The sequence below is a fragment of the Agrobacterium salinitolerans genome (assembly GCF_027498475.1).
Lineage (GTDB): Bacteria > Pseudomonadota > Alphaproteobacteria > Rhizobiales > Rhizobiaceae > Agrobacterium > Agrobacterium salinitolerans.
In genome coordinates, this window is the sequence record NZ_JAPZLN010000003.1 from 156,299 (window position 1) to 182,900 (window position 26,602).

Sequence of the window (26,602 nt, forward strand, 5' to 3'; positions counted from 1 at the left end):
AACAGTCGCCCGTGGTGGTTACACCGCGGGCGATTTGTTTTGACGATCTGTGATCTGCATCATCAGCCGCTCCTGCGGCCGCAATGTCACCCGCATCAGCGGTTCCGCCGACGCAGTGGTTTTGTTTTCAAGATGGTTCGTCTGAAGGATGACGGCAAGAATCGCCACGGCCTCCATCATCGCGAACGCATTGCCGATGCAGACACGCGGCCCGGCGCCGAATGGCATATAGGCGTATCGGTGGTGCGCCTTCACCTTCTCGGGTTCAAAACGTGACGGATCGAAGCGTTCGGGTTCGTCCCAAAGGGCCGTGTGCCGGTGTACGGCATAAATCGGTACGTACAACACGGTTCCGGCCGGAATGTCATGTTCGCCGAGCCTGAAGTCTTGAAGCGCGGTGCGCGTTATGACGGGGGCAGGCGGGTAAAGCCGCATCGCCTCCGAAAACACCTGTCTGATATAGGTGAGATTGGCGACATGTTCGGCTGCAACCGGCTTGCCGGCGGTGACGGCCTCGATTTCCTCAACCACCTTTCTTTCCATTTCCCGGTTCTGCGACAGAAGATGAAATGTCCAGGTAAGGCCGAGGGCAGTCGTTTCATGGCCGGCGGTTATGAAGGTCAGCAGATTGTCGATGATATCAGTGTCGTTCATCGTCCTGCCTGTTTCCGGGTCCCTGGCTTCAAGCAGCATGGAGACGAGATCGGCCCTGTCGGTGGGATTCTGCCGCCGGCCAGCGATCACCGTTGCAAGGCTGGTGCGCAGGTAATCGACCGCGGCGCGCGCTTTGCGCCGGCCGGGATGCGGCAGCCATTCCGGTGCGCCCAGCATGGCAAGTGCGAAGGTCCAGCCGGTCGGTTTCAGGTAATCGGTGATGCTTTGCTCCACGCGGCCGATATCGATGCCATATCCGCCCGACATCATGGTTTCGACGATGATGTCGAAGGTGGTCCGCATCATTTCATGGCCGATATCGATGTCGGCGGTGGAGGACGAGTGCCAGCGTGTTTGCGTGCGGCGGGCCGTTTCGATCATGACGGGCAGCAATTCCAGCAGCTTTTCATGGCGGAAGGCGGCGGCGACGGATTGCCTTTGCCACCTCCAGTGATCGCCGTCGGCCGTCAGAAGGCCTTGGCCAAGCGCGGGGCCGAGTGCCCGGCGGACATCTTCACCCTTGCCGAGCAGAGCGGCATTCTTCACTAGAGCCTCGTGGATGAGCACGGGATCGGCCAGATGAACCCGCATGATGCCGCCGAGGTGGCTAAAGACCGCGGGTTCGCTGAAAATCTCCGGCGGCAATGCCTTCAACGGATTGCGGATAAGGGAGAGAGCGAGACGCGCCGTGGCGAGTTTCGATACGGATTGCGGTCCGGTCGTATCGGTGGACGGGGTGCGAAGGCCGGTTTCGGTCATCTGCTGGTCCTTTATGCCCGTTGAACAATGACAACTTGCTGTTAAGGTGTGTACCTTATTTTGAATAATTTAAGGTGATCACCTTAATTTTCAATAGCGGGATGCGATTTCGATAATGAGCAATGATGCGAAACGACCGGCGCGTGCTCGATCCTCCACGCGCGACAGGATTCTGGATACCGCTCTCGACCTCTTCAACGGGCGGGGGCCAGACCGTGTAACGACGGCGGAAATTGCCGGTGCGGTGAAGATCAACGAGGGTAATCTCTATTACCATTTCCGTACAAAGGAATTGCTGGTTCTTGCGCTGTTTGCGCGCTTCGAGGCCGATGCGGTGGCATTGGTCGCGACCGTCGATGGGGCAGATGAGGGGGCGGCGGAAACCTATGCCGGTTTCCTGCGGCAATGGTTCTCGCTGGTGTGGAACTACCGCTTTCTGTTTCGCGATCTCGTCGGTCTGCTTGCGCTTGCGCCGGGACTGGTGGAGCCGGTGAGGACGATAAGTGCTGAGATGCGGCTTGCCGTTGGAGACATCGTCGGGCGCATGCAGAAAGCGCGGCTGGTGATTATTCCCGAAAATGAGCGCGATGCGGTTTTGACCAATCTGTGGATCGTTTCGACCTATTGGGCGGCCTATCTCACTCTGCAGGAAGGTGTCAGCGAATTTGGACCACAGCAACTGGAGTGGGGCTTGCGGCAGGTCTCAAGCCTGTTCAGGCCTTACCTCTCGGCGGACGCCATTGCCGCGCTCGAAGCGCTTGCCACAAACGAAGCGTAATATCTTCAGTCGGAGACATGGAGATAAAAAACGCCCGCGGCGACATTGCCGCGGGCGCTTCATTCCATGGAAGAATTGTCGGCTATATCAGGCTGCCTTCAGCAGATCGCCATGCGGATCAAGCACGAACTTGGTGGCCGCGCCCTGATCGAAGCTTTCATATCCCTGCACGGCATCGTCGAGCGCAATGATCTTGGCGTTGACGATATCGGCAATCGGCAGGCGGTCGTGCAGGATCGCCTGCATGAGCTGGCGGTTGTACTTCAGCACCGGCGTCTGGCCGGTGTGGAAGGATTGCGCCTTTGCCCAGCCGAGGCCGAAGCGCAGCGACAGGGCGCCCTGTTTTGCAGCGTTGTCAACCGCGCCGGGGTCTTCGGTGACGTAAAGCCCGGGAATGCCGATGGAGCCGGCGGCGCGGGTGATTTCCATCATCTGGTTGAGAACGATGGCTGGCTGTTCGCCGCCGGAATGGCCGCGGGCTTCGAAGCCGACGGCGTCGATGGCGCTATCCACCTCGTTGGTGCCGACGATTTCCGCGATCATGTCGCCCAGCCGGTCGCCCTTGGAAAGATCGACGGGTTCAAAACCGACTTTTGCCGCATGGGCGAGACGATCCTTGTTGAAATCGCCGACCATGACAACGGCCGCACCCAGAATGCGGGCGGAGGCGGCGGCAGCAAGGCCGACCGGGCCGGCACCCGCGACATAGACCGTGGAGCCGACGCCGACGCCTGCCTTGACCGCGCCATGGAAGCCGGTCGGCAAAATGTCGGACAGCATGGTGAGGTCGCGGATTTTCGACATCGCCTTGTCGCGGTCCGGGAACTTCAGCAGGTTGAAGTCGGCATAGGGGATGGTGACGTAACGGGCCTGTCCGCCGATCCAGCCGCCCATATCGACATAACCGTAGGCGCCGCCGGCGCGGGCAGGGTTCACGGTCAGGCAGACGCCGGTATCCTGCGACTTGCAGCAGCGGCAACGGCCGCAGGCGACGTTGAACGGCACGGAGACGATGTCGCCGACCTGCAGCATCTCGACGTCGATGCCTTTTTCGATGACTTCGCCGGTGATTTCATGGCCAAGAACGAGGCCCGGCATCGCGGTGGTGCGACCGCGCACCATATGCTGGTCGGAGCCGCAGATATTCGTGGAAATCACCTTGAGAATGACGCCGTGCTCGATGCGGCGGCCATCCGGCGCTTCAAGCTTGGGGTCGTCGATGTCGCGGACTTCGACCTGACCCGGCCGCATGTAAACGACGCCTCTATTCCTGCTCATATCCATCTCCTCCATGGTTCGAACACCGTACCTGTCCGCTCCTCTGCGGCAGGATGACTGGGTGGGTGTAGCAAACCACGGGAGGGGAGATGTGGCGTTCGGGAATACGACACGCGGTGTGGTCGTAACGACACCGTGTTTCGCCCGATGTCAGGGCGCGTTATCTTTCGAGTGGCTTTCTGAGGCGGCCGGCGGCGTCCTGAATATATTGCCAGGCCACACGGCCCGAGCGGCCGCCGCGCGTGGTCGCCCATTCCAGCGCCTCGTGATGCAGCGTTTCACGGTCCAGACCCAGATCGAAATGTGTCGCATAGCTGTCGATCATCGTCAGATAGTCTTCCTGGCCGCATTTATGGAAGCCGAGCCACAGGCCGAAACGGTCCGAAAGCGAGACTTTCTCCTCAACCGCTTCGGATGGATTGATGGCGGTGGACTGCTCGTTCTCCATCATGTGGCGGGGCAGAAGATGGCGGCGGTTGGACGTCGCATAAAAAAGCACATTGTCGGGTCGTCCTTCAATGCCGCCATCCAGCGCCGCCTTCAACGACTTGTAGGCCGTGTCGTCGTGATCGAAGGAAAGATCATCGCAGAAGACGATGACGCGATGACCTGACGTCTTCAGGATGTCGAGCAAAGCGGGCAGGGTGTGGATGTCCTCGCGGTGCACTTCCACCAGTTTGAGCGAAACGCCGCTCGCCGTGCGCACATCTTCGTGAACGGCCTTGACCAGCGAGGATTTACCCATGCCGCGTGCGCCCCATAAGAGCACGTTATTGGCGGCAAAACCTTCCGCGAAACGCAGCGTGTTTTCGTGAAGAATGTCGCGAACATGGTCGACGCCGCGAATGAGTTTCAGGGCGATGCGGTTGGGGCGGGGAACCGGCTGGATGAAGGAGTTGACTGGGACCCAGACGAAACAATCGGCCGCATTCCAGTCGTTTACGGCGGGCGCCGGCCCGGCCAGACGTTCCACGGCGATGGTGAGCCGGCGCAGTTCTGAAAGAAGCAGGGAGGCCGTTTCTTCTCGAATCATGGTGTTTCTTCCGCTTGTCTGGTGTTCAAAACTCTGTTTTGCGCCCGGCCTAGCATGGCGTTTCAGGCCCATAAAGGTTAAGAGGTCCGGAATCGGTACGGCGTGGGCCCTGCATCTGTTGCAATCCCGGCGTTCCCCACTATATTCCGGCGGCTTGAAAGCTGGGGCGGCATCCAAGGTCGTGCCGTAATTCTGAGGAGTTTTATATGTTCATTAGTCAAGCTTTTGCCCAGGACGCAGCAGGCGGCGCATCGGCCTTCGGTTCCGGCCTTGAAATGCTTTTCCTGTTTGCGCCGCTCATGGTGGTCTGGTACTTTTTCCTTATTCGCCCGCAGCGTGCGCAGATGAAGAAGCGCCAGGAAACGCTGACCAATATTCGCCGCGGCGATCAGGTCGTTCTCGGCGGAGGCATCGTCGGCAAGGTGACCAAGGTCATCGATGACAATGAGCTCGAAGTCGAAATCGCTGAAGGCGTGAAAATCCGTGCCGCCCGCGCCTACATTGCCGAAGTGCGTGTGAAGGGCGAAGTGGTCAAGACGGAAGCCGCTTCCTGATCCTGCCGGATTATCGAATGCCCGATTGCGAATTTTGACGGGTTGCGCGTAGCGCGACCCCAACCCTGACCGAGATCGAAATGCTTCATTTTTCCCGTTGGAAAACAGTCTTCATCTGGCTGCTTGTGCTGGCAAGCGTCGTCATCGCCTCTCCCAACCTGTTTACGGACAAGCAACTGGAAGGCATGCCTGCCTGGTACAAGGACAACAAGGTAACGCTCGGTCTCGACCTTCAGGGCGGTTCGCACATCATGCTCAAGATAGAGCGTTCCGACATCGTCAAGGAACGGCTTGAAACGATCGTGGGCGATGTGCGTACGCAGCTTCGCGACGCCAACATCCGCTATTCGGGGCTTACCGGCAACGGGCAGCAGATCCAGGTCCGCATCAGCGACCCCGCTCAGGTGGAAGCAGCAAAGAATGCACTTCGTGAACTGACGCAGCCGGTGTCCGCCGGCACGCTGGTTGGCGGCTCCATCACCGAAGTGACGATGAATGACGGTGGCGACAATCTGCTCAGGCTCAACCTGACGGATGAAGGCATCGACTACCGTCTGTCGTCCGCCGTGTCGCAGTCCATCGAGGTCGTGCGTCGCCGCGTTGACGAAGTCGGTACCACCGAGCCTCTCATCCAGCGTCAGGGTTCGGACCGCATCATCGTGCAGGTGCCCGGCCTTCAGGATCCGCAGCGCCTGAAATCGCTTTTGAACCAGACGGCAAAGCTGTCCTTCCGCATGGTAGATACCACCATGCCGGTACAGGAAGCGATGAATGGTCGTCCGCCCGCGACCTCCGAGGTTCTCTATTCGCAGGACGATCCCCCGGTTCCCTATCTGGTGGAACGCCGTGCGCTTGTTTCCGGCGACAATCTCGTCGACGCGCAGGCAAGCTTCAACCAGCAAACCAACGAGCCGGTCGTTACCTTCCGTTTCGACAGCCGCGGTGCGCAGCGCTTTGCGCAGGCGACGCAGCAGAATGTCGGCAAGCCTTTCGCCATCGTGCTCGATAATCAGGTCATCTCCGCGCCTGTCATCCGTGAGCCAATCATCGGCGGTTCGGGACAAATCTCCGGTAATTTCTCGGTGCAGGGCGCCAACGATCTCGCGGTTCTGCTCCGCGCCGGCGCGCTACCGGCCACGCTGACCGTGGTTGAAGAGCGCACCGTCGGTCCGAGCCTCGGTAGCGACTCCATCACCGCCGGCCTGACTGCCAGCGCGATCGGCGCGGTTGGCGTCCTCATCTTCATGTTCGTCTTCTACGGCTTCTTCGGCCTGCTGGCGAATATCGCCCTTATCGTCAACGTCGTGATGCTGATTGCGGTGCTGAGTGTGATCGGATCGACGCTGACGCTACCGGGTATTGCCGGTATCGTCTTGACCATCGGCATGGCCGTGGATTCCAACGTTCTGATCTATGAGCGAATACGCGAGGAAGTGAAAAGCGGCAAACCACTGATTCAGGCGCTGGATAACGGCTTCACCCGCGCCTTTGCGACCATTGTCGACGCCAACCTGACGACGCTGATCGTGGCTAGCGTGTTGTTCTACATGGGTACCGGTCCGGTCAAGGGCTTCGCGGTCACGCTGGCCGTCGGTATCATCACAACCGTGTTCACGGCCTATACGCTGACGGCGTGGATGTTCGGCTACTGGGTTCGCCGCAGTCGTCCGAAACACTTGCCGAAGGGTGTCCGCACCGCCATGTTCGACGGCCGCGATATCCCCTTCATGCGCTACCGTCGCGTGGTCTTCATGATCACCGGCGCCGTGATGCTCGCCTGTGTCGGCGGCTTCGTCGCCAAGGGGCTCAACCTCGGTATCGATTTCCAGGGCGGCTCGGTCATCGAAGTGCGCGCCAAGCAGGGCGATGCCGATATTGCCGATATTCGCGATCGTCTGAACCAGCTGAACCTCGGTGAAATCCAGGCGCAGAATTTCGGTACGCCGCAGGATGTTCTCATCCGCATCCAGGCGCAGGACGGCGGGGAAAATGCCGAACAGTCCGCCATCACCATGGTGCGCGGTGAGCTTGAGGACAAATATGACTTCCGCCGTGTAGAGGTTGTCGGCCCCGCCGTTTCCGGCGACCTGACCACGTCCTCCACGATCGGCGTAGTGCTCGCCATGGCGGCGATCATGGTCTATATCTGGGTTCGTTTCGAGTGGCAGTTCGCGCTCGGTGCGGTCATCTCCATGGTGCACGACGTGGTCTTCACGATAGGCTTGTTCGTGTTCCTCGGAATAGAATTCAACCTGACCAGTATCGCGGCGATTTTGACGATCATCGGTTATTCGTTGAACGACACCGTCGTCATCTATGACCGCATCCGCGAAAACCTCAGGCGCTATAAGAAGATGCCGTTGCCGATGATTATCGACGCGTCGCTAAACCAGACGCTGTCGCGTACCATCCTTACCGGTCTGACCGTGCTGCTGGCGCTGCTCGCGCTCTACCTCTTCGGCGGCGAGGTCATCCGCTCATTCACCTTCGCCATGCTGTTCGGCGTCGGTATCGGGGTGTTCTCCTCGGTCTATATCGCAGCTCCGGTGCTGATTGCGTTCAAGCTGCGCCCCGAAAGCAAGGATGCGGAAGACGAGAAGGACGACAAGTCCGGTAACGCCATCGGCGGCAAGCCTGCCGTCTGATGGCTGGCGGGATCGAAATACGCCCGGCCCATTTTCCCGGCCGGGCGCCCATCGATGCCTATGGCAACGGCGGGTTCCGCTTTGCCGACATGTCGCATCGCGGTTCGCTGCTGCTCCTGCCTTCGGGTATCTATGGGTGGGAGCCCATTGATGCGAAAGAATTGACTGTCGGACATTTCGAAAAGCTTCTGGCGGAAGCGCAGGATATCGAAGTGCTGTTGATCGGAACGGGTGATGGCATGCGGGTTCTGCCGAAGGAATTGCGCGCCGCCTTCAAGGAGGCGGGCATTGCCGTTGACCCGATGAGCACGGGCGCCGCCGTGCGCACCTATAATATCATGCTGTCGGAATCGCGCGCTGTGGCTGCGGCGCTGATTGCCGTCGAAGGCTGACAGGACGTTTCGCGCGGGGAACCATGGCACCCACAGAAAATCTCGACGTCTGCCTCGCGACGCTGCGCGATACCGATCGCGATCGCTATCTCGCGTCTCTTCTGTCGCCCGCAGACAGGCGCAATGCCCTTGCCGCATTATACGCCTTCAACGCCGAAATCGCCCGCATCCGCGATTCCGTGCGCGAAGCACTGCCCGGCGAGGTGCGCATGCAATGGTGGCGCGATCTTCTCGACGGCAATCCACACGGCGACAGCCAATCCCACCCGGTGGCTGCAGCGCTTTTGACGACGATCGAGCACTATCGCCTGCCGCGTCCGGTTCTGGCCAATATGATCGAGGCGCGTATCTTCGATCTCTATGACGACCTGTTCGAGGATCGCAATGCGCTGGAAGGCTATGCCGGAGAGACCGCATCCGCATTGATCCAGCTTGCAAGTCTCGTGCTTTCCACTGAAGACGCCGCATCCAGCGCGGAGGCGGCAGGGCACGCGGGCGTGGCGCAGGCCATGGCCGGCATGCTGCTGCTCATGCCGCTGCACCGGCGTCGCGGGCAGGTCTATATTCCCGCCGATATGCTGGCTGCGGCCGGGCTAGACCGCGAAACATTTCTCGAAGGGCGGGACAGGCAGCGCATCGGTATCGCCATTGAAATTTTTGCGGCCCATGCGCTGGATCATATCGAGAAGGCGAGGCGTGCGAAGATTTCGAAAAATGTCTTTGCCGCCTATCTTCCCGTCGCCCTGTCCGGTCCGGTCATCGCAGCCGCGAGAAGGGCGGGGAGCGGCGTATTTGACGGCGACCTGCAACTGTCGCAGCTTCGCCGGCAATGGCTGCTGGCAAAGGCTTCCTTCCTCAAGCGTTTCTAATGGCGCTGACTGAGCCAGGCTGCGAATCGAGGTCGATCCCGCTAAGCCACACTTCACACAAGCCTCGGTCTATATGAACCTGAATCGGTTCGCATCGTTTCGATTCGCGAATCTTGATGTTGTTATACTGAGGGAGCGCCCCGGATGAATATTGCGATCTGGATTATCGTTTTCGTGCTGCTTTCAGTCTTTGCCGTTTACGCCTGGCGCATGTCGCGGGCGACGGATGAGGATAACAGTCATGATGTGGGGCAGGCGATCATGGATTTCGCCCGCGCCTTTCCCAATGAGGCGATCAGAAGCCTGCATATGACGGCGGATGGTGGTGGTGCCTTCGTGCGGCTGCACGACAACAAGGCCGGCTTCATGCGCAATATGGGATCGCATTATGTGTGCGTGATGATCGATCCCGAGCGCATCCGGGTCGAAAGTCTTGAGAGCGGTGACGGTTTCGTCGTCACCTTCTTCGACATGCCGAAATATAGCGGCTCATACCGGTTCAAGTCGGCCGGAGAGGCGGCCGAGGTTTCCCTCTGGCTGCTTGGCAGTCTCGTGGAGGCGCAGGACCATCACGACGAAGGGCCGCTGCCCTCGAAGACTTGAGAAATAACTGTGCCGGCTGTCATTGTCCGTCAAGCGGCGGGTTTGCGCCGTCTTTCTGGCGCTCGCGCCAGATGATGAACAGGCCGGATGCGACGATAATGACGATGCCAAGCCATTTCGACGGCGTCGGGAAATCTGAAAACAGCGCATAACCGAGGATCGTCGCAGAGATGATCTCGAAATACTGGAACGGCGCCAGCAGAGAAAGCGGCGCCAGCCGGAAGGCCCTGACGATCAACAGGTGCATGTAGCCGGATATCGATCCCAATAATACGAGAAGGGCAAGGGCGAAGCCGGATTGCGGAAGCGAGACGGCGAAATCCTGGTCGCCTAGCGCATCACCGGCGAAGAGTGCGGCACCCATGAATACGGTCCCCGCGATGCCGGACATGGTCTGCATGACCAACGGGCTGTCGGCATCGCCGATGGCGCGGTTCAAAAAGAGGTAAAGCGTATAAAGAAAGGCGCAGGCAACCGGCAGAAGCGACGTCCAGCCGAAGATTTCGAAGCTGGGCTGGATGACGATCAGCGCGCCGCTGAAGCCCACCGCAATCGCGGTCCAGCGCTTCCAGCCCACTTTGTCGCCGAGGAAGAGGGCCGACATCATGGTCAGCATGAAGGGCTCGACGAAATAGATTGCGAAGACATCGGCGAGCGGCATGTATTTGACGGCGGCGAAGAACATCAGGCTGGCCGAGGCGTGCAGGACGCCACGCAGGCAGTTCATCCATGGCCGCTTGGCGCTGAACAGCGCCCTGGGCGACACCACGATCAGCAGCGGCAGGGTGCAGAGCAGCTGGAAAAAGAAGCGATAGAAGGTCACCTGCGCTGGCGACATGCCACCGCTTACCGCCATGTATTTGGCAATCGCATCCATGACCGGCAGCACCAGCATGCAACCCGCCATGATGGTCATGCCCCTGGCGATATCGTTGAAACCGGTCTGGCTGGTCATGGATCGGGAAGTCATGGGGCAGGCTGCGCTTTCGACCGAAAGGTCCAACGGGAAAGGGGCGCCCGCAAGGTCGCCCCCTTTCAGGGTCAGGCGGCCTTCTGGCGCGGCAGGCTCTTCATATCAATGACGAAGCGATAACGCACATCGCTTTTTATCATGCGTTCATAAGCGTCGTTGATCTGATCGATATCGATCATCTCGATTTCGGCGGCGATGCCTTTTTCGGCGCAAAAATCGAGCATTTCCTGCGTCTCGGGAATGCCGCCGATCATCGAGCCGGCAAAGGTCTTGCGGCCGGGAATGAGGCTGAAGGCCATCACCGAGAGCGGCTTCTCCGGCGCGCCCACCTGGACCAGCGCGCCGTCACGTTTCAGCAGCGCCAGATAGGCGTTGATGTCATGGTCGGCGGCCACGGCATCGATGATGAGATCGAGGCTCGAAGCGGCCTTCTTCATCTGCTCGGCGTCGCGTGAGACGATCACCTCGTGGGCGCCGAGCTTTTTTGCATCCTCCGCTTTGGCGGGCGAGGTGGTGATCATCACCACCTTTGCGCCCATGGCATTGGCGAGCTTGACGGCCATATGGCCGAGACCGCCAAGACCGACGACGCCGACATGCTTGCCGGGTCCGGCGTTCCAGTGACGCAGCGGCGAATAGGTGGTGATACCCGCGCAGAGCAGGGGTGCTGCTGCCGCCGGATCGAGGCCTTCGGGAATGTTGAGGACGTAACGGTCATCGACGACCACATGGGCGGAATAGCCGCCAAGCGTATGCGCGCCGCCGCCCATCGCCTTGTCGGGGGAATTATAGGTGCCGGTCATGCCGTTTTCGCAATATTGTTCCAGACCCTCGGCGCAGCTTGCGCATTCCCGGCAGCTATCGACAATACAGCCGACGCCGACGCGGTCGCCCGCCTTGAACCGGGTGACCTGCGAGCCGACACGGCCGACGCGGCCGATGATTTCGTGGCCGGGAACGCAAGGGTAGAGGGAGCCCGCCCATTCGCTGCGGGCCGTGTGGATATCGGAGTGGCAGACGCCACAGAATTCGATCTCGATTTCGACGTCGCGCGGGCCGGGATCGCGACGCTTGATGGTCGCAAGCTTCATCGGCGAAGAACCGTCATCGCAGGCATAAGCGGATGTTGTGAACATGATCGTTCCTCCTCTTGTGGTGATCGATGCTGGAAACACCGGCCTGCGGCAAAGGTTGCGGTGGGATCAGCCGCTTGCGCCGGCGTCGGGCGCTGCTTCGCCAAACACCTCCTCAAAGGCCTCGCGCAGCAGAACGTCGACGTCTCCGATCATAACCGGCAATCCAAGATCGACAAGGCTGGTGACGCCATAGGCGCTGATGCCACAGGGAACGATGCCGGAAAAATGCGATAGGTCGGGATCGACATTGATCGAGAGCCCGTGGAAGCTCACCCATTTGCGCAGCCTGATGCCAAGCGCCGCGATCTTATCCTCGGCCATGCCGCCATCGGGAAGCAGTGGTTTCTCCGGCCGCCTGACCCAGACGCCGACGCGGTCCTCGCGCCGCTCGCCACGGACATTCATCTTATCGAGCGTGCGGATGATGACATCCTCCAGCGCCGCCACATAGGCGCGGACATCCTGCCGCCGCCGTTTCAGATCGAGCATCACGTAGACAACCCGCTGGCCTGGCCCGTGATAGGTATATTCACCGCCGCGACCCGTGGCGAAGACGGGGAAACGCTCCGGCTCTATAAGGTCGGCGGCATCGGCGCTGGTGCCGGCGGTGTAGAGCGGCGGATGTTCCAGAAGCCAGACGAGTTCATCGGCCTCGCCGCTGGCGATGGCGGCGACTTCACGCTCCATTTCCTCAATCGCCTGCTCATAGGGCACGAGGCCTTCCGAGATTCGCCAGCGAACGGGCGGCGAACCGGGAGCGGGCAGCATGTTTGTCTCTATATCGGTGCGTGTGAGCATGAAAAAGTCCTTTCCACAGCCTTCTCGCAAAATGGCGAGACGGCCGCAACCCCAGCATTTCCGGGCTTCCTGCATATAGGATGGTGCGGTGCGATTTTTAATTTCAAAAAACTGTCACGACGCTCTTGTGCACCGAAAATCCTTTTGCTACATGCACCCCCGTCGGCGCAAGTCGACGCCTACCACGATGCGGTCGTGGCGGAATTGGTAGACGCGCAGCGTTGAGGTCGCTGTGGGGCAACCCGTGGAAGTTCGAGTCTTCTCGACCGCACCAAAGAAACCCGCTTCGGCGGGTTTTTTCTTTTTTAGCCAGTCGTTTAGATAGCTTTCTGTTTTCTGCTCGCGGTTTCGTTGGAACAGAGCTCGGGCGGCTTCGATGTGATTTTCGTCACTACCCGGGCTTTATAATTTGGTTCGGAGAACTCTCGACCTGCCGCTACTTCAGCATGCTCGTCGCGACCTAGCGTCGAATGATATTTGAGGCGGTACCATTTCCCTGATGGTTGCCATCTCCGACGCGATACGGGTCACCGTCCATCACTTGGTCCATGCGCCATTGAGACCCTCGATATGGGCTTTCCCACGTCTGGCACCCGGCAAGAGCGGCAGTTGCCGTCAGCACTCCGAAAGTGAGAGCGGTTCGCAGCATATTAGCCTCCTATGAAATTTCGTCGCACAGTTATGTAGGACGAGGTTGGCGGCTTTGCGATGTCCCCCAGGAATTTATCGCTCCTTTGAGACCGTACTCGATCTGACCGGCGTGAAATTTCGGTGGATATCAATGCACGCTCCGGTGGACATCGGCCTCACCCTAAAAAACGAGGGGTGGAATATCAGAGGTCTGATGTTAGCTTTCGTCAGGAAAAATGTCCGGGGGGTTTCGTGCTGGGGGACAAAACGGATTCAGACAATGCGCTTGGCTATTACATGTGGAGTATTTCCGACAACAGGCTGATCATGGATGCCGTCACCGCGGAGTGTCATGGCTTTTCGGAACCGGTTGCGTCACGCGGGGTGACGATCGAGGCTATACTCGAAAGAATAGATGTCGAAATGCGCGATCAGGTGGCGCAGGCCATTTTTGAGAGCATTACGACAGGTGTTTTTTTTGACCAGCGTTATAAGGTCAATCTGCCGGACGGATCGAAACGATGGATCGTGGCGAAGGGCAGGGCGATTTTTGATGCAGACAATACGCCGTTTCTGGGCATTGGCAGCGTTCGGGATATTACCCTGAAAAAAACCTATCAGTTCGAGCCTCGGCAATAGCAATCCGGGCTTTTGAAACCGCGCATAAAAAGAGGCGGCCTTCGCCGCCTTTTTTCGTCTGCACCGTGCTTGGACATCAGAAGACGGCAAGATATTTCAGCAGCGAAATAATGCCGATGATGATGACGATCACCTGCGCAATCTGTTTCGCACCGCCGCCGACCGGCAGGCGCGCGATAAGCCACAAGACGAGCACAATCACCAGGAAGGTGATCAGAATGCTGACGAGCGTAGATGTAACCATATGTCCCAGCTCCCTGTAAAATAAAGGCTTCAACGGTCGTTCACCGTTGTGTGAGTAAAAAGCGCCAGATAGATTTTTGTTCCATGCAGTTGATTGCGCGCGATTAAATTAGGACTTGCTGAATGGCAGATGGTGGGAAGGTGAAGTTGCGTCCCGTGGGGGCGAGGGCCGAGGTGGGGCGGCTCGGTCGCCCCGCCATTTCGACGGTGACAGGCGGTAAACTGGATCTCGTGACCGGCGTTGCAGAGCCGGGATTCAACCCGATTGATCTACTGTATTCGTCACTCGCCGCCTGTCTTGCACTCAGCGCCCGGATCGCCGCCAGTCGGCTAGGTTTGCTGGAGCGCTTCAATGGTGTGGTTGTCGAGGTCACGGGCGAAAAATCCGCCGAGGAGCCGTACAGCATTGTCCGTTTCGACATTGGCATCGCGGTGAGCGGCGATTTCGATGAGAATAGCCGCAACGCCATTGCCCATCTTGCCGAGGATATATGCACTGTCAGCAACACGCTGAAGGGCGATGCGGAATTCGCGATGTCTGTTACCGGCTGACGATCAAGGCTTCCGGGATTTTTCCCATTTTTTCACCAGCCGGTCGCGCTTGAGCTTCGAGAGGCGCTTCAGCCAGAAAACGCCATCCAGCTGGTCGATCTCGTGCTGGATGCAGACGGCGTGAAATCCCTCGGCGGTCTGCCGGTGTTCGCCGCCGGATATGTCCTGAAACCTCACCTCGACACTGCAAGGCCGCTCCACCTCGTCGGTAAAGCCCGGCATGGAGACGCTGCCCTCCATATGGCGCATGGTCTGCGTGGATTGGCTGATTATTTCGGGATTGATGTAGGTCAGGACGGTTCCCGGTGTCAGTTCCAACACGAAAACCCGCTGTTTTATGCCGATGTGGGCGGCGGTGATGCCGACGCCGGGTGCAGCGCGCATCGTGTCGATCAGGTCCGTTACCAGCTGTTGCAATTGCCCGTCGAAAGCCGTGACCGGCGCGCAGATTTCGGACAAACCGGGATGAGGGTAGGGCAGGATCGGCCTGATTGCCAAGGAATGCTCCGTTTGTTTCAAATCCGCAGGGACGCCGCCGCGAGGGCCTGTCCTTCTTCGGTTGCCTCCAGAAAGCTGCGCTGGGTGCGGGCATCGCGTTTTGTCACCCGCACGAAACGTGGCGACAGGGCAGTGATTTCGCGCAGAATGAGGGCGTGCGCAAGCCCCAGCCGACTGGCGATGCTGCGGCTGTCAGCGGCGATGTTGAGACGAAGCGAAAGAAGGATCGCCGCGCCCGTGGCTGTCAGCGCCCGTGAGGAGCTTTCCTGAACCCGGTCCAACGCCGCCATGAACGCGGCGGCGGACTGCGCCTCGTCCATCAGGAGGCGTCCGGGCGCAGGCGAACGGAGACGAGCACCGATTTCGATGTCGGCGTGAAACTGTCTTCGCCATAGCTCGATAGCGGCACCAGCACGTTCAGTTCCGGATAATAACCGCCGACGCTGCCCTGCGGGATATTATAGGGCACCAGCCGGAAATTCCGCGCAATGCGTTCCACGCCGTCGCCATATTCGCCGATGACATCGACACGCTGGCGGGAATGGGCGCCGAGCGTTTCCATGTCCTTCGGGTTCATGAAGATGACGTGGCGCTCGCCATAGACGCCGCGATAACGGTCGTCCATGCCGTAGATCGTGGTGTTGTATTGATCGTGGCTGCGGAAGGTCTGCAAGACAAACAGGTCATCGCGCGTGAGCGCCTGCTGGTGTTCGGTCTGTTCGGGTAGCGGACCGCTATAGAAGGTGGCCTTTTTCGCCGGCGTGTTCCATTCCCGTTCGGCTGCTGCGTTGCGCAGATGAAAACCGCGCGGCACGCGTACGCGCTCGTTGAAATTATCGAAACCGGGAATGACCCGCTCGATCATGTCGCGGATGAGGTCGTAATCATCGGCAAGCGCCTTCCAGTCGACATGGGCATTGCCAAGCGTCGCCTCGGCGATGCCAGCGACGATGGCCACTTCCGAGCGCAGCTCATCCGAGGCCGGTGGATTGATGCCGCCGGAACCGTGCACCATGCTCATGGAATCCTCCACCGTAACGATCTGCGAGCGCCCGGCCGAATTGCGGTCGATTTCCGTTCGGCCGAGGCAGGGCAGCACAAAGGAGGTTTCGCCCGGCACCAAGTGCGAATGGTTGAGCTTGGTTGCGATGTTGACGGTCAGCTTCTGCTTTTCGAAAGCCTTGACGATCAGCGGGCTGTCGGGCGTCGCCCGCATGAAATTGCCGCCGAGCGCGATGAAAGTCTGAGCCTTGCCGTCCAGCATCGCGGCGACGGCTTCGACGGTATTGTGGCCGGGCTTGCGCGGCATGGGGACGCCAAGTTCCTTTTCCAGCGCATCGAGAAGCGCGGGCGGGGCTTTTTCATCGATGCCGACGGTGCGGTCGCCTTGCACGTTGGAATGGCCGCGCACGGGGCAAAGGCCGGCGCCCGGATGGCCGATATTGCCACGCAGCAGCATAAAATTGGTGATCTCGCGAACGATAATGACCGAATGCCTGTGCTGCGTGACACCCATGGCCCAGGTGGCGATGACGGAACCGGCGTTCATGTAGATGCGGGCGGCTTCCTCGATCTCCGCGCGGGTGAGGCCGGACTGGTCGAGGATGCTCTCCCAGCTCGTCGCATCGACGGCGGCGCGATAGGCATCGAATTCGGCCGCATGTTCGGTGATGAAGTCGTAGTCGATGATGGCGGGCTCGCCCGCCGCCCTTGCTGCATCGTCGGCGGCGAAGACTGCCTTGCTCATGCCGCGAACGGCCGCCATATCGCCACCCTGACGCGGCTGGTAATAGTTGGTGGCGATTTTCGTGCTGCTGCCGGTGATCATTTCGATCTTGTCCTGGGGGTCGGCGAAACGCTCGAGACCCTTTTCCCGGATGGGATTAAAGACAGCGATGCGGGCGCCGCGAAGGGCGGCGCGGCGCAAGTCGCCAAGCATGCGTGGATGGTTGGTGCCGGGATTTTGCCCGATGACGAAAATGGCGTCCGTCTGCTCGAAATCCTCCAGCAGCACCGTGCCCTTGCCGACGCCGATCGATTCTTTCAGGCCGACGCCGCTCGCCTCGTGACACATGTTGGAGCAGTCGGGGAAATTATTGGTACCGTAAAGCCTGACCATCAACTGATAGAGGAAGGCCGCCTCGTTGGAGGCACGGCCGGAGGTATAGAACTCAGCCCGGTCGGGACTGTCGAGGCTGTTGAGGATACGGCCGATTTCGGCAAAGGCATCGTCCCAGGAGACAGGCAGATATCTGTCGCTCGCCCGGTCATAACGCATTGGATGGGTGAGGCGGCCCTGTTTTTCCAGATCGTAATCAGACCAGCTGCGCAGTTCGGATACGGTGCGGCTGGCGAAGAAATCCGGCGGCACCCGGGCTTCCGTTGCTTCCCATGACACCGCCTTGACGCCGTTTTCGCAGAACTCGAAAGAGGAGCCATGTTCCGGGTCTCCCCAGGCGCAGCCCGGGCAGTCGAATCCATCCGGCTGGTTGGTCTTCAAAAGCGTGCGGGCGCCGGAAATCGGGGCGCCGGATTCCAGGAGGCGTTTGCCGACGCTTTTGAGTGCGCCCCAGCCACCTGCGGCGGAGGATGCCTTGCCTATGAAATCCGTCTTGCTCATGATTGTGATTCCCGGGATGTGTCTTCTTGCGCGCGCCCGACGGCGCTTGCCGTTTGTCAAAAGCATCTTCAAAAGCGCTGATCCGCACCGCCTGTCAATGTCTTAATTGTGCATTGCGGCAAAACCTTTGTTCGCCCATTCGACATTTAAAACGGGAACGGCGTAAAGGGGGTGGACGTTGTCGTAAAACAAGCCGCGCAGATTGGCTAAACATGCTTTTGGCCGCTGGCTGAGACCCTGCCGGCCAATAGGAAGAGGAATGTCGAATGGATTTTTTGCCGCGGCCGGAGAGCTTGCGTATTTGCTGCTACCCGGTTGTTGACAATATACCTTTTAACGCCATTCTGCCTGCGCATCCGTGCACTGCCATATTTGAATACAAGGGGACGCCAGATGACAGACCGTGACGACGATCCTGTCGCGCCCGAGGACATGAAGCCGACGGAAGCGCCCTCCGATATCTACGCCGAAGACGGTTCGGTACGCTCCGATTTTCTGACGATGGTGGGTGCGGCGATCGCTGACCGCGATCTGCTTTTCCTGCGCAAGAATGTGGCGCGGCTGCACGAATCGGAACTTGGTGACTTGCTGGAATCCATCCTGCCGGAACAGCGCCATGCGCTGGTGCGGCTTCTCGGTTCCGATTTCGACATGACGGCGCTGACCGAGGTGGATGAGGGCATCCGTCTCGATATCGTTGACCAGATGTCGAATGAACAGATTGCCGCCGGCATTGGCGAGCTGGATTCGGACGACGCCGTCTATATTCTCGAGGACCTCGACGACGAAGACCGCGAGGATATTCTCTCGCAACTGCCGTTCACTGAACGCGTGCGGCTGATGCGGGCGCTGGATTATCCAGAAAGTTCGGCCGGTCGCCGCATGCAGACGGAATTCGTCGCCGTGCCGCCGTTCTGGACCGTGGGGCAGACCATCGACTACCTGCGCGAGGAGGAGGAGCTGCCGGAATCCTTCTCGCAGATTTTTGTCATCGATCCCACCTTCAAGCTGGTCGGCGCGCTCGATCTCGACAGGGTTCTGCGCGCCAAACGTCAGGTGAAGATCGAAACGATCATGCACGAGACCAACCACTCCATTCCGGCGGAGATGGACCAGGAAGAGGCCGCGCAGCTTTTCGAGCAATATGACCTTCTCTCCGCCGCCGTGGTCGATGATAACGGCCGACTGGTGGGCGTGCTGACCATCGATGATGTGGTGGACGTCATTCAGGAAGAGGCCGAGGAGGATTTGCTGCGCCTTGGCGGTGTCGGTGACGAAGAACTGTCGGACTCGATCGCCAGCACGTCCCGTTCGCGCGTGCCCTGGCTTGCGGTTAACCTTATCACCGCCTTTCTCTCCGCCTCTGTCATCAGCCTGTTCGATGCAACGATCCAGCAGATCGTCGCGCTGGCGATCCTGATGCCGGCGGTGGCCGGTATGGGCGGCAATGCCGGATCGCAGACCATGACGGTGTCGGTGCGGGCGCTCGCCACCAAAAGCCTCGATATTCACAACGCTGCGCGCATCATCCGGCGCGAGGCGGGCGTGGGTATTCTGAATGGCATGCTGTTCGGCTGCGCCATCGGCATCGTTGCCGGTATCTGGTTTCAGGATATCCATATCGGCGGCATCATCGCCACGGCCATGTGCCTCAACATGCTGGCGGCGGCGCTGGCGGGCATTCTCATTCCGCTGGTGCTCGACAAGTTCGGCGCGGACCCGGCGGTCTCGTCGGCAGTTTTCGTGACGGCGGTCACCGATATTGTCGGCTTCTTCGCCTTTCTGGGGATCGCGACCTGGTGGTACGGTATTTCCGGATAGGGCCAGACGGGCGAAAATTGACTTTTACGTGAAGGTCAAATAATATCTTCCGGTGATGAATCGGATAGGCCCTTGGACAAGTATTATAGCATAACCGAACTGACACGCGAATTCGGTGTTTCCACCCGCACCTTGAGGTTTTACGAGGACGAGGGACTGATTCACCCTGAACGTCGCGGGCGCACACGGCTTTTCAGGGCTGCAGACCGCCGCCTTATTCAGGAAATCCTGCGCGGCCGCCGTATCGGTTTCACGATCTCCGAAATTCGCGAGATCATTCACGTCTACAAGGAACCGCCGGGCGAATCGGGCCAATTGGTGCTTCTGATGAAGAAGGTCGATGAAAAGCGCGCCGAGCTTCGGCAAAAACGCAAGGACATCGAAGAGACGCTGGCGGAACTCGACAATGTCGAAGAAGCCTGTCTGACGCGGCTTGCCGAAATCGGCGTTGGGACGTGAAAGCAGCTCGTGCTGCTTGATTCGTCAGTGATTTAATGCCGAAAACAGGCCTTAAGCCTTCTATCTTTACCGCATTCCTTTGGGGGACGATCGCCAGAGTGGTGATGGGCCGCGTTGGAGCGAGTATGTGCCGCTTGTCGCCTTCTCCCCGCCGGGGAGAAGGTCGCGGCAGCGGGATGAGGGGGCTAGGGTAGAGATATTCGGCAACGTTGCCCCCTCATCCGACCCTTCGGGCCACCTTCTCCCCCTCAGGGAGAAGAAACAAGCGGCAAGCCCTGACGTCTCCCTACTGTGCCTCAACCGTGCACTGTTGCGCCACCTCACTGACCTTCGTCTGCTGATCGGCGTTGAGCTTGCCTTCCATCATCGTGTCGAACAGGTTTTCCGCCTGCAGCTTCTCCAGTGTGCAGCCGCAGAAACGCTGGCACAGTTCCAGCCCGTTGGCCTGCTCGACGCAGCTCTTTTCACAGCTCGATTTGTAAAGCTCGACCTGATCGACAGGCGAGGGTGGGGCTATGAGCGACAGGGTATAGACAAGGCCGATAAGCACCGGCTGGTGGATGAGGTAGAATGCCAGGCTGTGGCGGCCGGCGCCTGCGATCAGGTTACGAGGCGAACTCGGGCTTCGAAAGCGGTCGAGCCAGTCGCGCGGCGTGACGAATTGCGACACCGCAAGCCCGGCAAGGAAGGGCGCAAGCCAGGGCAGAAGCGGCACGTAGTCGTTCGAACGGGGCGGCGTGGTGGAAAAACCAATCCAGGCCAACCATTTTGCGTTGAACAGTTCGGACTGCAGATAGTGAGGCAGGGTGAAGGCGATCACGGCAAAAAGCAACGTCACGGCCGCGGGGGCTCGCACGAACAGCAACCCGACAAGGCTTGCCGCGGCGATATTGTGCAATATGCCGAAGAAGATGAAGCTGTCCGGAAAGGCGAAATAGGTGGCGATGGTAATGAGCAGTGCCGAGCCGGCCACCATCGCAAAACGTTTGCCGAAAGACGGCCAGTTGACGCCCTTACCATGGGCGAGAAACAGGCTGAAACCGGCCAGAAACAGGAACGAGCTGGCGATGCCGCGCGCATAGAGTTTCCACAGGCCGGTGGTTGCCGTGCCGGGTTCCAGATAGCCGAAATATTCCAGATTCCATGTGAAGTGGTAGGACGCCATGGCGATGAGGGCCAGCCCGCGCAGGGTGTCGAGACCGCCTATGCGGCCTTTGCGGCGGTTTTCGTTTGCGGCTGCGTTCGTGTTCATGGTTTCCGTTTTCGGCTTTCGGGGGGCGGTATCACGCTCGGCTTGGCCCCTGAAGTGCGGCTATTTCAAGGCCTGTTTTCTTCCATAATGGCGCGCCGTGCTTCGGAAAAGAACTGGCGGCGTAACAACGCCACGATGATGATGACCGTGCTGGCGATGAAGACATAGGGGCTGATGAACCAGCCGAGATAACCGATTGACAGAAAGATGGTCCGCAGGCCGTCATTGAAGTTCTTAGCAGCGATGATGTTCATCTTTATGACGTTTTCGGCTGCCCGCTCGGCCGCCCTGCGATCGGCGCCGACATCGTGGACCATGGGAATGGCGCCGAACAGGATGGTGCAATAGTTGAACAGGCGGTAGGACCAGCCGAACTTGAAGAAGGAATAACCGAAAAGACAGGTCAGCCCGATGACCTTCAGCTCGAAGGCCGTGCGCCCGGCATACTGCACGAACGGCATGTCGCGAAACACCGATTCGACCTGTTCTGTGGCGCCCAGCAGGGCGAAACATCCGCCGATGGCGAAGATGGAGGTGGAGGCGAAGAAGGCGGTGCCATTCTGAAGGCCGGCCATGATCTGCGTGTCGATCATCTTCAGGTCGCGCTTCAGCGAATTCATGATCCACTCGCGGCGGCGCTCGGCCATGGCCTGGTTGAGGCTGGCTCTCGAAAACAGCCTCGTGCCCGTCGTGACATGGGTATAAACGGCCCATAGCAGGATGAAAACCACGATCGAGATATAGTCCATCACGGTCATCACGGGCAGGCCACCTTGCTGTTTGCGAATCTTCGAAAGCATATTGATTTGAAGGCCATGGCAAGGCAATGGCGGCGGCTGCCGTTACTCCATATTCTCCTTGGGCGTTGCGGTTCGGTTTTTCGCTAACGTTCCGGTAACCAAGTCGCTTTATCAATCCAGTCGCGGACGATGTGTCTGCCGGTTCCGGGTTAAGGTTTTGCGTCCCGGTTCCGCCCGTTTTTTTGCCTGCGGCGAGGGCCGATTGACAGAATGGCCGTTCGCACCTAGCCTTTTATCTGGACCGGTGTTTCCGGTATCCGGAGCAGCCAAGGCTGATATGCCCCGCATCCTGCAGGCAGGTCTTGTTTTCTCCGGCCCGGTATCAGCGGCAGTCCGGCATGAGCAACCGGGGAACGCCTTTTTCTACGAATCGTTCCCTTCCTGTCTGTCTGCCCCTGGCTTGCGACACGGCGAAGATGCCGGTCCGTTTCATTCTCTTCCTTCAGGTTTCAGATGACAGATAAAAACCGCTCCGTTTTCATTCTTGGCGGCGCGCGCTCCGGCAAGTCCCGTTTTGCGGAGGAGCTTGCGGGCAAGTCGGGTGGAAGCCTGCATTATCTGGCCACTGGCCGAGCATGGGATGACGAGATGCGCGACCGCATCGTCCATCATCAGGCGCGGCGCGGCGGCGAATGGACAACGCATGAAGCGCCCGTCGATATTGCCGCCGTGCTGGACCAGCTCGGCGCGCCGGAAAATGTCGTTCTCATCGATTGCCTCACCCTGTGGCTCACCAATCTGATGATGGAGAACGCCGATATCGAGGCTGCTTTTGCGGCGCTCGAGACGGCGATTGCATCGGCTCGAGCTAAGCTGATTCTCGTCTCCAACGAAGTCGGTCTCGGCATCGTGCCGGAAAACCGCATGGCGCGGGAATTTCGCGATCACGCCGGCCGCCTGCATCAGCGAATCGCCGCCATTGCCGCAGAAGTCTATTTCGTCGCCGCCGGCCTGCCCCTGAAGATGAAGGGCTGAAGGGTACGCGCGCAAGCGGGGCCGGCATCGCTGCGCATTTTGCTCTTGTACAAATTTCTCTCGTAAAGCCGCGTCCCGTTTTGCCGGGGCTGCGACAGCTTTGCTTTCTTGACCTGGATCAAGGTGGCGCTCTCCCGCCGGTGGCAATGCTCCAACCGACGCATAGGCACGTTTCCGCTCTCTTGGGCGCGTGCCGTGCCTTTCGTCGGTCGGCTTGCACGTTGGGGGAAACCAACAATGAATTACACGTTAGAAACCGCGATCGTGGCGCTCGGCGCCTTTCTCGCGTTGCTTGGGGCAGCCTTTGCCCATGACAGTCTTTTCGCAGCCCATATGTGGGTACTGTTCTTTACGCTTCTGGTCAGCACGGTGCTTTTGCTGCGCCGTGTCTCCTTCGCGCCTGTCGGTTCTGCCACGCGTGCTCACTTGAAGTCGGAATATTTCGACGAGGTGGTGAAATACGGCGTCATCGCCACTGTGTTCTGGGGTGTCGTCGGCTTTCTGGTTGGCGTTGTCGTGGCGCTTCAGCTCGCCTTTCCCGATCTCAACATCGCGCCCTATTTCAATTTCGGCCGGATGCGGCCGCTGCACACATCGGCGGTTATCTTCGCTTTCGGGGGAAATGCGCTGATCGCCACCTCCTTTTACGTGGTGCAGAGAACCTGTCGGGCGCGGCTGTTCGGCGGCAATCTCGGCTGGTTCGTGTTCTGGGGCTACAACCTCTTCATCGTCATGGCCGCCACCGGCTATCTGCTCGGGATTACGCAGGGCCGCGAATATGCGGAACCGGAATGGTATGTGGATATCTGGCTGACCATTGTCTGGGTCGCCTATCTGCTGGTGTTCCTCGGTACGATCCTCACGCGCAAGGAGCCGCATATCTATGTGGCGAACTGGTTCTACCTCAGTTTCATCGTCACCATCGCCATGCTGCATATCGTCAACAATCTCGCCATTCCCGTCTCGTTCCTTGGCGTCAAGAGCTATTCGGCTTTTTCGGGCGTGCAGGACGCGCTGACGCAATGGTGGTACGGCCATAACGCTGTCGGGTTTTTCCTGACAGCCGGCTTCCTCGGCATGATGTATTATTTCATTCCCAAGCAGGTGAACCGCCCGGTCTATTCCTACCGCCTGTCGATCATCCACTTCTGGGCGCTGATCTTCATGTATATCTGGGCCGGCCCGCACCATCTGCACTATACGGCGCTGCCGGACTGGGCGCAGACGCTCGGCATGGTGTTCTCGATCATGCTGTGGATGCCGTCCTGGGGCGGCATGATCAACGGCCTGATGACGCTATCGGGCGCCTGGGACAAGATCCGTACAGACCCCATCGTGCGCATGATGGTGATGGCGGTGGCCTTTTACGGCATGGCGACCTTCGAAGGTCCGATGATGTCGATCAAGGCCGTCAACTCGCTCAGCCACTATACCGACTGGACCATCGGCCATGTGCATTCGGGTGCTCTCGGTTGGAACGGCATGATCACCTTCGGCGCGATCTATTACCTGACGCCGAAACTCTGGGGCAGGGAGCGTCTTTACAGCCTGCAACTCGTCAACTGGCACTTCTGGCTCGCCACGATCGGCATCGTCATCTACGCGGCCGTCATGTGGGTGGCCGGCATCCAGCAGGCCTTGATGTGGCGCGAATACGATACCCAGGGCTTCCTCGTCTATTCCTTCGCGGAGTCGGTCGCGGCGCTGTTCCCCTATTACGTGATGCGTGCATTGGGCGGCCTGATGTTCCTCAGTGGCGCGCTGATCATGGCCTACAACGTTACAATGACCATCCTCGGTCATCAACGCGAGGAGGGCGCCAGCGAAGGCGCGGTGCCCTCGCTGCAGCCTGCTGAATAAGGAGGGCTCCGATGTCCATTCTTGACAAACACGCCGTCGTCGAACGCAACGCCACGCTGCTTCTGGTCGGTTCTTTGCTGGTCGTCTCCATCGGCGGTATCGTGGAAATCGCACCGCTCTTTTATCTCGAAAACACCATCGAGAAGGTGGAGGGCATGCGGCCCTACACGCCGCTGGAACTGGCCGGGCGCAACATCTACATCCGCGAGGGATGTTATGTCTGCCACAGCCAGATGATCCGACCGTTCCGCGACGAGGTGGAGCGTTACGGGCATTACAGCCTGGCAGCGGAATCCATGTATGACCATCCGTTCCAGTGGGGTTCCAAGCGCACGGGGCCGGATCTTGCGCGTGTCGGCGATCGTTATTCGAACGAGTGGCACGTGCAGCATCTGGCCGATCCGCGTTCGGTCGTGCCGGAATCGATCATGCCCTCCTATGCTTTCCTGAAGACCACGACGCTGAAGGTCACCGAGGTTTCCATGGAGCTGAAGGCCAACCGCGCCGTCGGCGTACCCTATAGCGACGAGATGATCGAAAAGGCGAGCGCTGACATGAAGGCGCAGGCTGACCCGAATGCCGATACCAGCGAGCTGCTAGCGCGTTACCCGAAGGCCAAGGTCGGCGATTTCGACGGCGATCCGGCCAAGCTCACCGAAATGGATGCGCTTGTGGCCTATCTGCAAATGCTCGGCACGCTGGTCGATTTCTCGACCTATGACGATGCCGCCGGATACCGGTGAGGAGGTGTGAGCCATGGAAACCTACACGGCCATGCGCCACTTCGCCGATAGCTGGGGTCTGCTTGCCATGACCCTATTCTTTGCCAGCGTCGTTGTTTTCACCCTTCGCCCAGGCTCGAGAAAAGCCGCGGACGATGCCGCCAGCATTCCGCTCAAGGAGGACTAGGATATGTCCGAAAAACACATCGATAAAATCAGCGGCGTCGAAACCACTGGCCATGAATGGGACGGTATCCGCGAGCTGAACAACCCAATGCCGCGCTGGTGGGTCTGGACCTTCTATCTCACGATACTGTGGGCCATCGGCTATACCATCGCCTATCCGGCATGGCCGCTGATCAACGGGGCGACGCAAGGGTTGCTCGGCTGGAACAGCCGCGGCGATATTGCCGCCGATATTGCCGATGCAAAACAGTTGCAGAGCGTCTTTGTCGACAAAATCGCCAATGCGTCGCTTGCCGAAATTCAGACCGACCCGGCCCTGAGTCAATTTGCCCTTTCCGGCGGCGCGGCCGCTTTCAAGGTCAATTGCATCCAGTGTCACGGTTCGGGCGCGGAAGGCGGGCAGGGTTATCCCAACCTCAACGATGACGACTGGATGTGGGGCGGCAGCGTCGAGGACATCTATACAACGGTGAAGCACGGCATTCGTTTTGCCGACGATGCTGATACGCGTGCTTCGGAAATGCCGGCCTTCGTCGACATTCTGAAGTCTGACGAAATCCGCGAGGTTGCCGCCTATGTCGTCAGTCTGACCGGAAAGCCTTCCAATCCGGCGCTGGTGGAACCTGGCAAACAGGTTTTTGCGGATAATTGCGCTTCTTGCCACGGTGAGGATGCTAAGGGCAACCGCGAGTTCGGAGCACCCAATCTTGCCGATGCTATCTGGCTGAAGGCCCACGGCGAAGAAGGTATCGCTGCACAGATACGGTCACCGAAACATGGGGTGATGCCTGCCTGGGGAGAGCGTCTCGGTGATACGACCGTCAAGCAGCTTGCCATCTTCGTGCATTCGCTTGGTGGGGGTGAATGAGGTGA

27 protein-coding genes and 1 tRNA gene are annotated in these 26,602 nt (G+C 59.3%); 16 read left to right on the forward strand and 12 right to left on the reverse strand.

What is annotated here, in order from left to right; translation table 11 throughout:
- Positions 1 to 18: 18 nt before the first annotated feature.
- On the reverse strand, positions 19 to 1,413 hold the full coding sequence (locus tag O9X91_RS12725; protein WP_142912255.1) for a cytochrome P450: 1,395 nt from the start codon (positions 1,411 to 1,413) through the stop codon (positions 19 to 21).
- Positions 1,414 to 1,528: 115 nt separating this feature from the next.
- Between O9X91_RS12725 and O9X91_RS12730 the strand changes: the two genes are divergently transcribed.
- Positions 1,529 to 2,191, forward strand: coding sequence for a TetR/AcrR family transcriptional regulator (locus tag O9X91_RS12730; RefSeq protein WP_142912254.1), 663 nt, complete (start codon positions 1,529 to 1,531; stop codon positions 2,189 to 2,191).
- An 87-nt stretch (positions 2,192 to 2,278) separates the two neighbouring features.
- On the opposite strand, the gene fdhA is transcribed toward O9X91_RS12730, so the two are convergent.
- Positions 2,279 to 3,469: a formaldehyde dehydrogenase, glutathione-independent gene (gene fdhA, locus O9X91_RS12735; RefSeq protein ID WP_077982915.1), complete on the reverse strand. Its 1,191-nt coding sequence runs from the start codon at positions 3,467 to 3,469 to the stop codon at positions 2,279 to 2,281.
- Between the two features lie 160 nt (positions 3,470 to 3,629).
- Positions 3,630 to 4,502, reverse strand: a complete 873-nt coding sequence (locus O9X91_RS12740; RefSeq protein WP_077982246.1) for an ATP-binding protein — start codon at positions 4,500 to 4,502, stop codon at positions 3,630 to 3,632.
- Between the two features lie 206 nt (positions 4,503 to 4,708).
- Here O9X91_RS12740 and yajC point away from each other — a divergent pair, with 206 nt between their 5' ends.
- The 5 genes from yajC to O9X91_RS12765 all read left to right on the forward strand — a co-directional run bounded on the left by yajC (position 4,709) and on the right by O9X91_RS12765 (position 9,565).
- Positions 4,709 to 5,056, forward strand: coding sequence for a preprotein translocase subunit YajC (gene yajC, locus O9X91_RS12745; protein WP_003524964.1), 348 nt, complete (start codon positions 4,709 to 4,711; stop codon positions 5,054 to 5,056).
- Between the two features lie 80 nt (positions 5,057 to 5,136).
- Positions 5,137 to 7,701, forward strand: a complete 2,565-nt coding sequence (gene secDF / locus O9X91_RS12750; RefSeq protein ID WP_077982247.1) for a protein translocase subunit SecDF — start codon at positions 5,137 to 5,139, stop codon at positions 7,699 to 7,701.
- Positions 7,701 to 8,093 carry an Mth938-like domain-containing protein gene (locus O9X91_RS12755; protein WP_269825653.1) on the forward strand — a complete coding sequence of 131 codons (393 nt, stop codon included), beginning with the start codon at positions 7,701 to 7,703 and terminating at the stop codon, positions 8,091 to 8,093. The genes secDF and O9X91_RS12755 overlap by 1 nt, the downstream gene beginning before the upstream one ends.
- Before the next feature lie 23 nt (positions 8,094 to 8,116).
- Entirely contained in the window at positions 8,117 to 8,962 is an 846-nt protein-coding gene (locus O9X91_RS12760) for a phytoene/squalene synthase family protein (protein WP_269833476.1), read from the forward strand.
- A gap of 144 nt (positions 8,963 to 9,106) precedes the next feature.
- Positions 9,107 to 9,565: a hypothetical protein gene (locus tag O9X91_RS12765; protein WP_269833475.1), complete on the forward strand. Its 459-nt coding sequence runs from the start codon at positions 9,107 to 9,109 to the stop codon at positions 9,563 to 9,565.
- Between the two features lie 19 nt (positions 9,566 to 9,584).
- Here the strand turns inward: O9X91_RS12765 and O9X91_RS12770 are convergent, their stop codons facing one another.
- The 3 genes from O9X91_RS12770 to lipB all read right to left on the reverse strand — a co-directional run bounded on the left by O9X91_RS12770 (position 9,585) and on the right by lipB (position 12,472).
- Entirely contained in the window at positions 9,585 to 10,520 is a 936-nt protein-coding gene (locus tag O9X91_RS12770; RefSeq protein WP_269833570.1) for a DMT family transporter, read from the reverse strand.
- Between the two features lie 86 nt (positions 10,521 to 10,606).
- On the reverse strand, positions 10,607 to 11,674 hold the full coding sequence (locus O9X91_RS12775; RefSeq protein WP_137410410.1) for an NAD(P)-dependent alcohol dehydrogenase: 1,068 nt from the start codon (positions 11,672 to 11,674) through the stop codon (positions 10,607 to 10,609).
- A 66-nt stretch (positions 11,675 to 11,740) separates the two neighbouring features.
- A complete protein-coding gene (lipB, locus tag O9X91_RS12780; RefSeq protein ID WP_142912251.1) occupies positions 11,741 to 12,472 on the reverse strand; it encodes a lipoyl(octanoyl) transferase LipB in 732 nt (243 codons plus the stop codon).
- A gap of 189 nt (positions 12,473 to 12,661) precedes the next feature.
- Between lipB and O9X91_RS12785 the strand changes: the two genes are divergently transcribed.
- Together O9X91_RS12785 and O9X91_RS12790 are read left to right on the forward strand one after the other, a co-directional pair.
- Positions 12,662 to 12,746: transfer RNA gene (locus tag O9X91_RS12785), tRNA-Leu, on the forward strand.
- Between the two features lie 497 nt (positions 12,747 to 13,243).
- Positions 13,244 to 13,741, forward strand: coding sequence for a PAS domain-containing protein (locus tag O9X91_RS12790; protein ID WP_244614230.1), 498 nt, complete (start codon positions 13,244 to 13,246; stop codon positions 13,739 to 13,741).
- A 76-nt stretch (positions 13,742 to 13,817) separates the two neighbouring features.
- On the opposite strand, the gene O9X91_RS12795 is transcribed toward O9X91_RS12790, so the two are convergent.
- Positions 13,818 to 13,985 (reverse strand): Thivi_2564 family membrane protein, encoded by a 168-nt coding sequence (locus tag O9X91_RS12795; protein ID WP_003502827.1) that lies wholly within the window; start codon positions 13,983 to 13,985, stop codon positions 13,818 to 13,820.
- A 122-nt stretch (positions 13,986 to 14,107) separates the two neighbouring features.
- On the opposite strand from O9X91_RS12795, the gene O9X91_RS12800 reads away from it, so the two are divergent.
- Positions 14,108 to 14,536, forward strand: a complete 429-nt coding sequence (locus O9X91_RS12800; RefSeq protein ID WP_077982254.1) for an OsmC family protein — start codon at positions 14,108 to 14,110, stop codon at positions 14,534 to 14,536.
- A 3-nt stretch (positions 14,537 to 14,539) separates the two neighbouring features.
- Here O9X91_RS12800 and O9X91_RS12805 read toward each other — a convergent pair whose 3' ends face one another.
- The 3 genes from O9X91_RS12805 to O9X91_RS12815 are packed head-to-tail and all read right to left on the reverse strand — an operon-like array spanning position 14,540 to position 17,654.
- Complete coding sequence (locus O9X91_RS12805; protein WP_269823908.1) at positions 14,540 to 15,034, reverse strand: peptide deformylase; 495 nt, start codon at positions 15,032 to 15,034, stop codon at positions 14,540 to 14,542.
- 17 nt (positions 15,035 to 15,051) lie between these two features.
- A complete protein-coding gene (locus tag O9X91_RS12810) occupies positions 15,052 to 15,354 on the reverse strand; it encodes a hypothetical protein (protein WP_269833474.1) in 303 nt (100 codons plus the stop codon).
- On the reverse strand, positions 15,354 to 17,654 hold the full coding sequence (locus O9X91_RS12815; protein ID WP_269833473.1) for an FdhF/YdeP family oxidoreductase: 2,301 nt from the start codon (positions 17,652 to 17,654) through the stop codon (positions 15,354 to 15,356). Before O9X91_RS12815 ends, O9X91_RS12810 begins: the two co-directional genes overlap by 1 nt.
- A gap of 393 nt (positions 17,655 to 18,047) precedes the next feature.
- On the opposite strand from O9X91_RS12815, the gene mgtE reads away from it, so the two are divergent.
- A complete protein-coding gene (gene mgtE / locus O9X91_RS12820) occupies positions 18,048 to 19,475 on the forward strand; it encodes a magnesium transporter (RefSeq protein ID WP_077982258.1) in 1,428 nt (475 codons plus the stop codon).
- A gap of 72 nt (positions 19,476 to 19,547) precedes the next feature.
- The gene (locus tag O9X91_RS12825; RefSeq protein WP_003524989.1) at positions 19,548 to 19,934 is read left to right on the forward strand and encodes a MerR family transcriptional regulator; all 387 of its coding nucleotides are present in this window, start codon (positions 19,548 to 19,550) and stop codon (positions 19,932 to 19,934) included.
- Between the two features lie 286 nt (positions 19,935 to 20,220).
- Here O9X91_RS12825 and O9X91_RS12830 read toward each other — a convergent pair whose 3' ends face one another.
- Together O9X91_RS12830 and O9X91_RS12835 are read right to left on the reverse strand one after the other, a co-directional pair.
- The gene (locus O9X91_RS12830; RefSeq protein WP_077982259.1) at positions 20,221 to 21,186 is read right to left on the reverse strand and encodes a heparan-alpha-glucosaminide N-acetyltransferase; all 966 of its coding nucleotides are present in this window, start codon (positions 21,184 to 21,186) and stop codon (positions 20,221 to 20,223) included.
- A 65-nt stretch (positions 21,187 to 21,251) separates the two neighbouring features.
- Complete coding sequence (locus O9X91_RS12835; RefSeq protein ID WP_137411010.1) at positions 21,252 to 21,944, reverse strand: DUF599 domain-containing protein; 693 nt, start codon at positions 21,942 to 21,944, stop codon at positions 21,252 to 21,254.
- A gap of 495 nt (positions 21,945 to 22,439) precedes the next feature.
- Here O9X91_RS12835 and cobU point away from each other — a divergent pair, with 495 nt between their 5' ends.
- The 5 genes from cobU (at position 22,440) to ccoP (ending at position 26,597) form a co-directional block, all read left to right on the forward strand.
- On the forward strand, positions 22,440 to 22,961 hold the full coding sequence (gene cobU, locus O9X91_RS12840) for a bifunctional adenosylcobinamide kinase/adenosylcobinamide-phosphate guanylyltransferase (protein ID WP_137410405.1): 522 nt from the start codon (positions 22,440 to 22,442) through the stop codon (positions 22,959 to 22,961).
- A gap of 237 nt (positions 22,962 to 23,198) precedes the next feature.
- Positions 23,199 to 24,821, forward strand: a complete 1,623-nt coding sequence (gene ccoN / locus O9X91_RS12845; protein WP_142912245.1) for a cytochrome-c oxidase, cbb3-type subunit I — start codon at positions 23,199 to 23,201, stop codon at positions 24,819 to 24,821.
- Positions 24,822 to 24,832: 11 nt separating this feature from the next.
- Complete coding sequence (gene ccoO, locus O9X91_RS12850; RefSeq protein WP_137410403.1) at positions 24,833 to 25,564, forward strand: cytochrome-c oxidase, cbb3-type subunit II; 732 nt, start codon at positions 24,833 to 24,835, stop codon at positions 25,562 to 25,564.
- Between the two features lie 13 nt (positions 25,565 to 25,577).
- On the forward strand, positions 25,578 to 25,730 hold the full coding sequence (locus O9X91_RS12855) for a cbb3-type cytochrome c oxidase subunit 3 (RefSeq protein ID WP_142912244.1): 153 nt from the start codon (positions 25,578 to 25,580) through the stop codon (positions 25,728 to 25,730).
- 3 nt (positions 25,731 to 25,733) lie between these two features.
- Positions 25,734 to 26,597, forward strand: a complete 864-nt coding sequence (gene ccoP / locus O9X91_RS12860) for a cytochrome-c oxidase, cbb3-type subunit III (RefSeq protein ID WP_142912243.1) — start codon at positions 25,734 to 25,736, stop codon at positions 26,595 to 26,597.
- Positions 26,598 to 26,602: the final 5 nt, after the last annotated feature.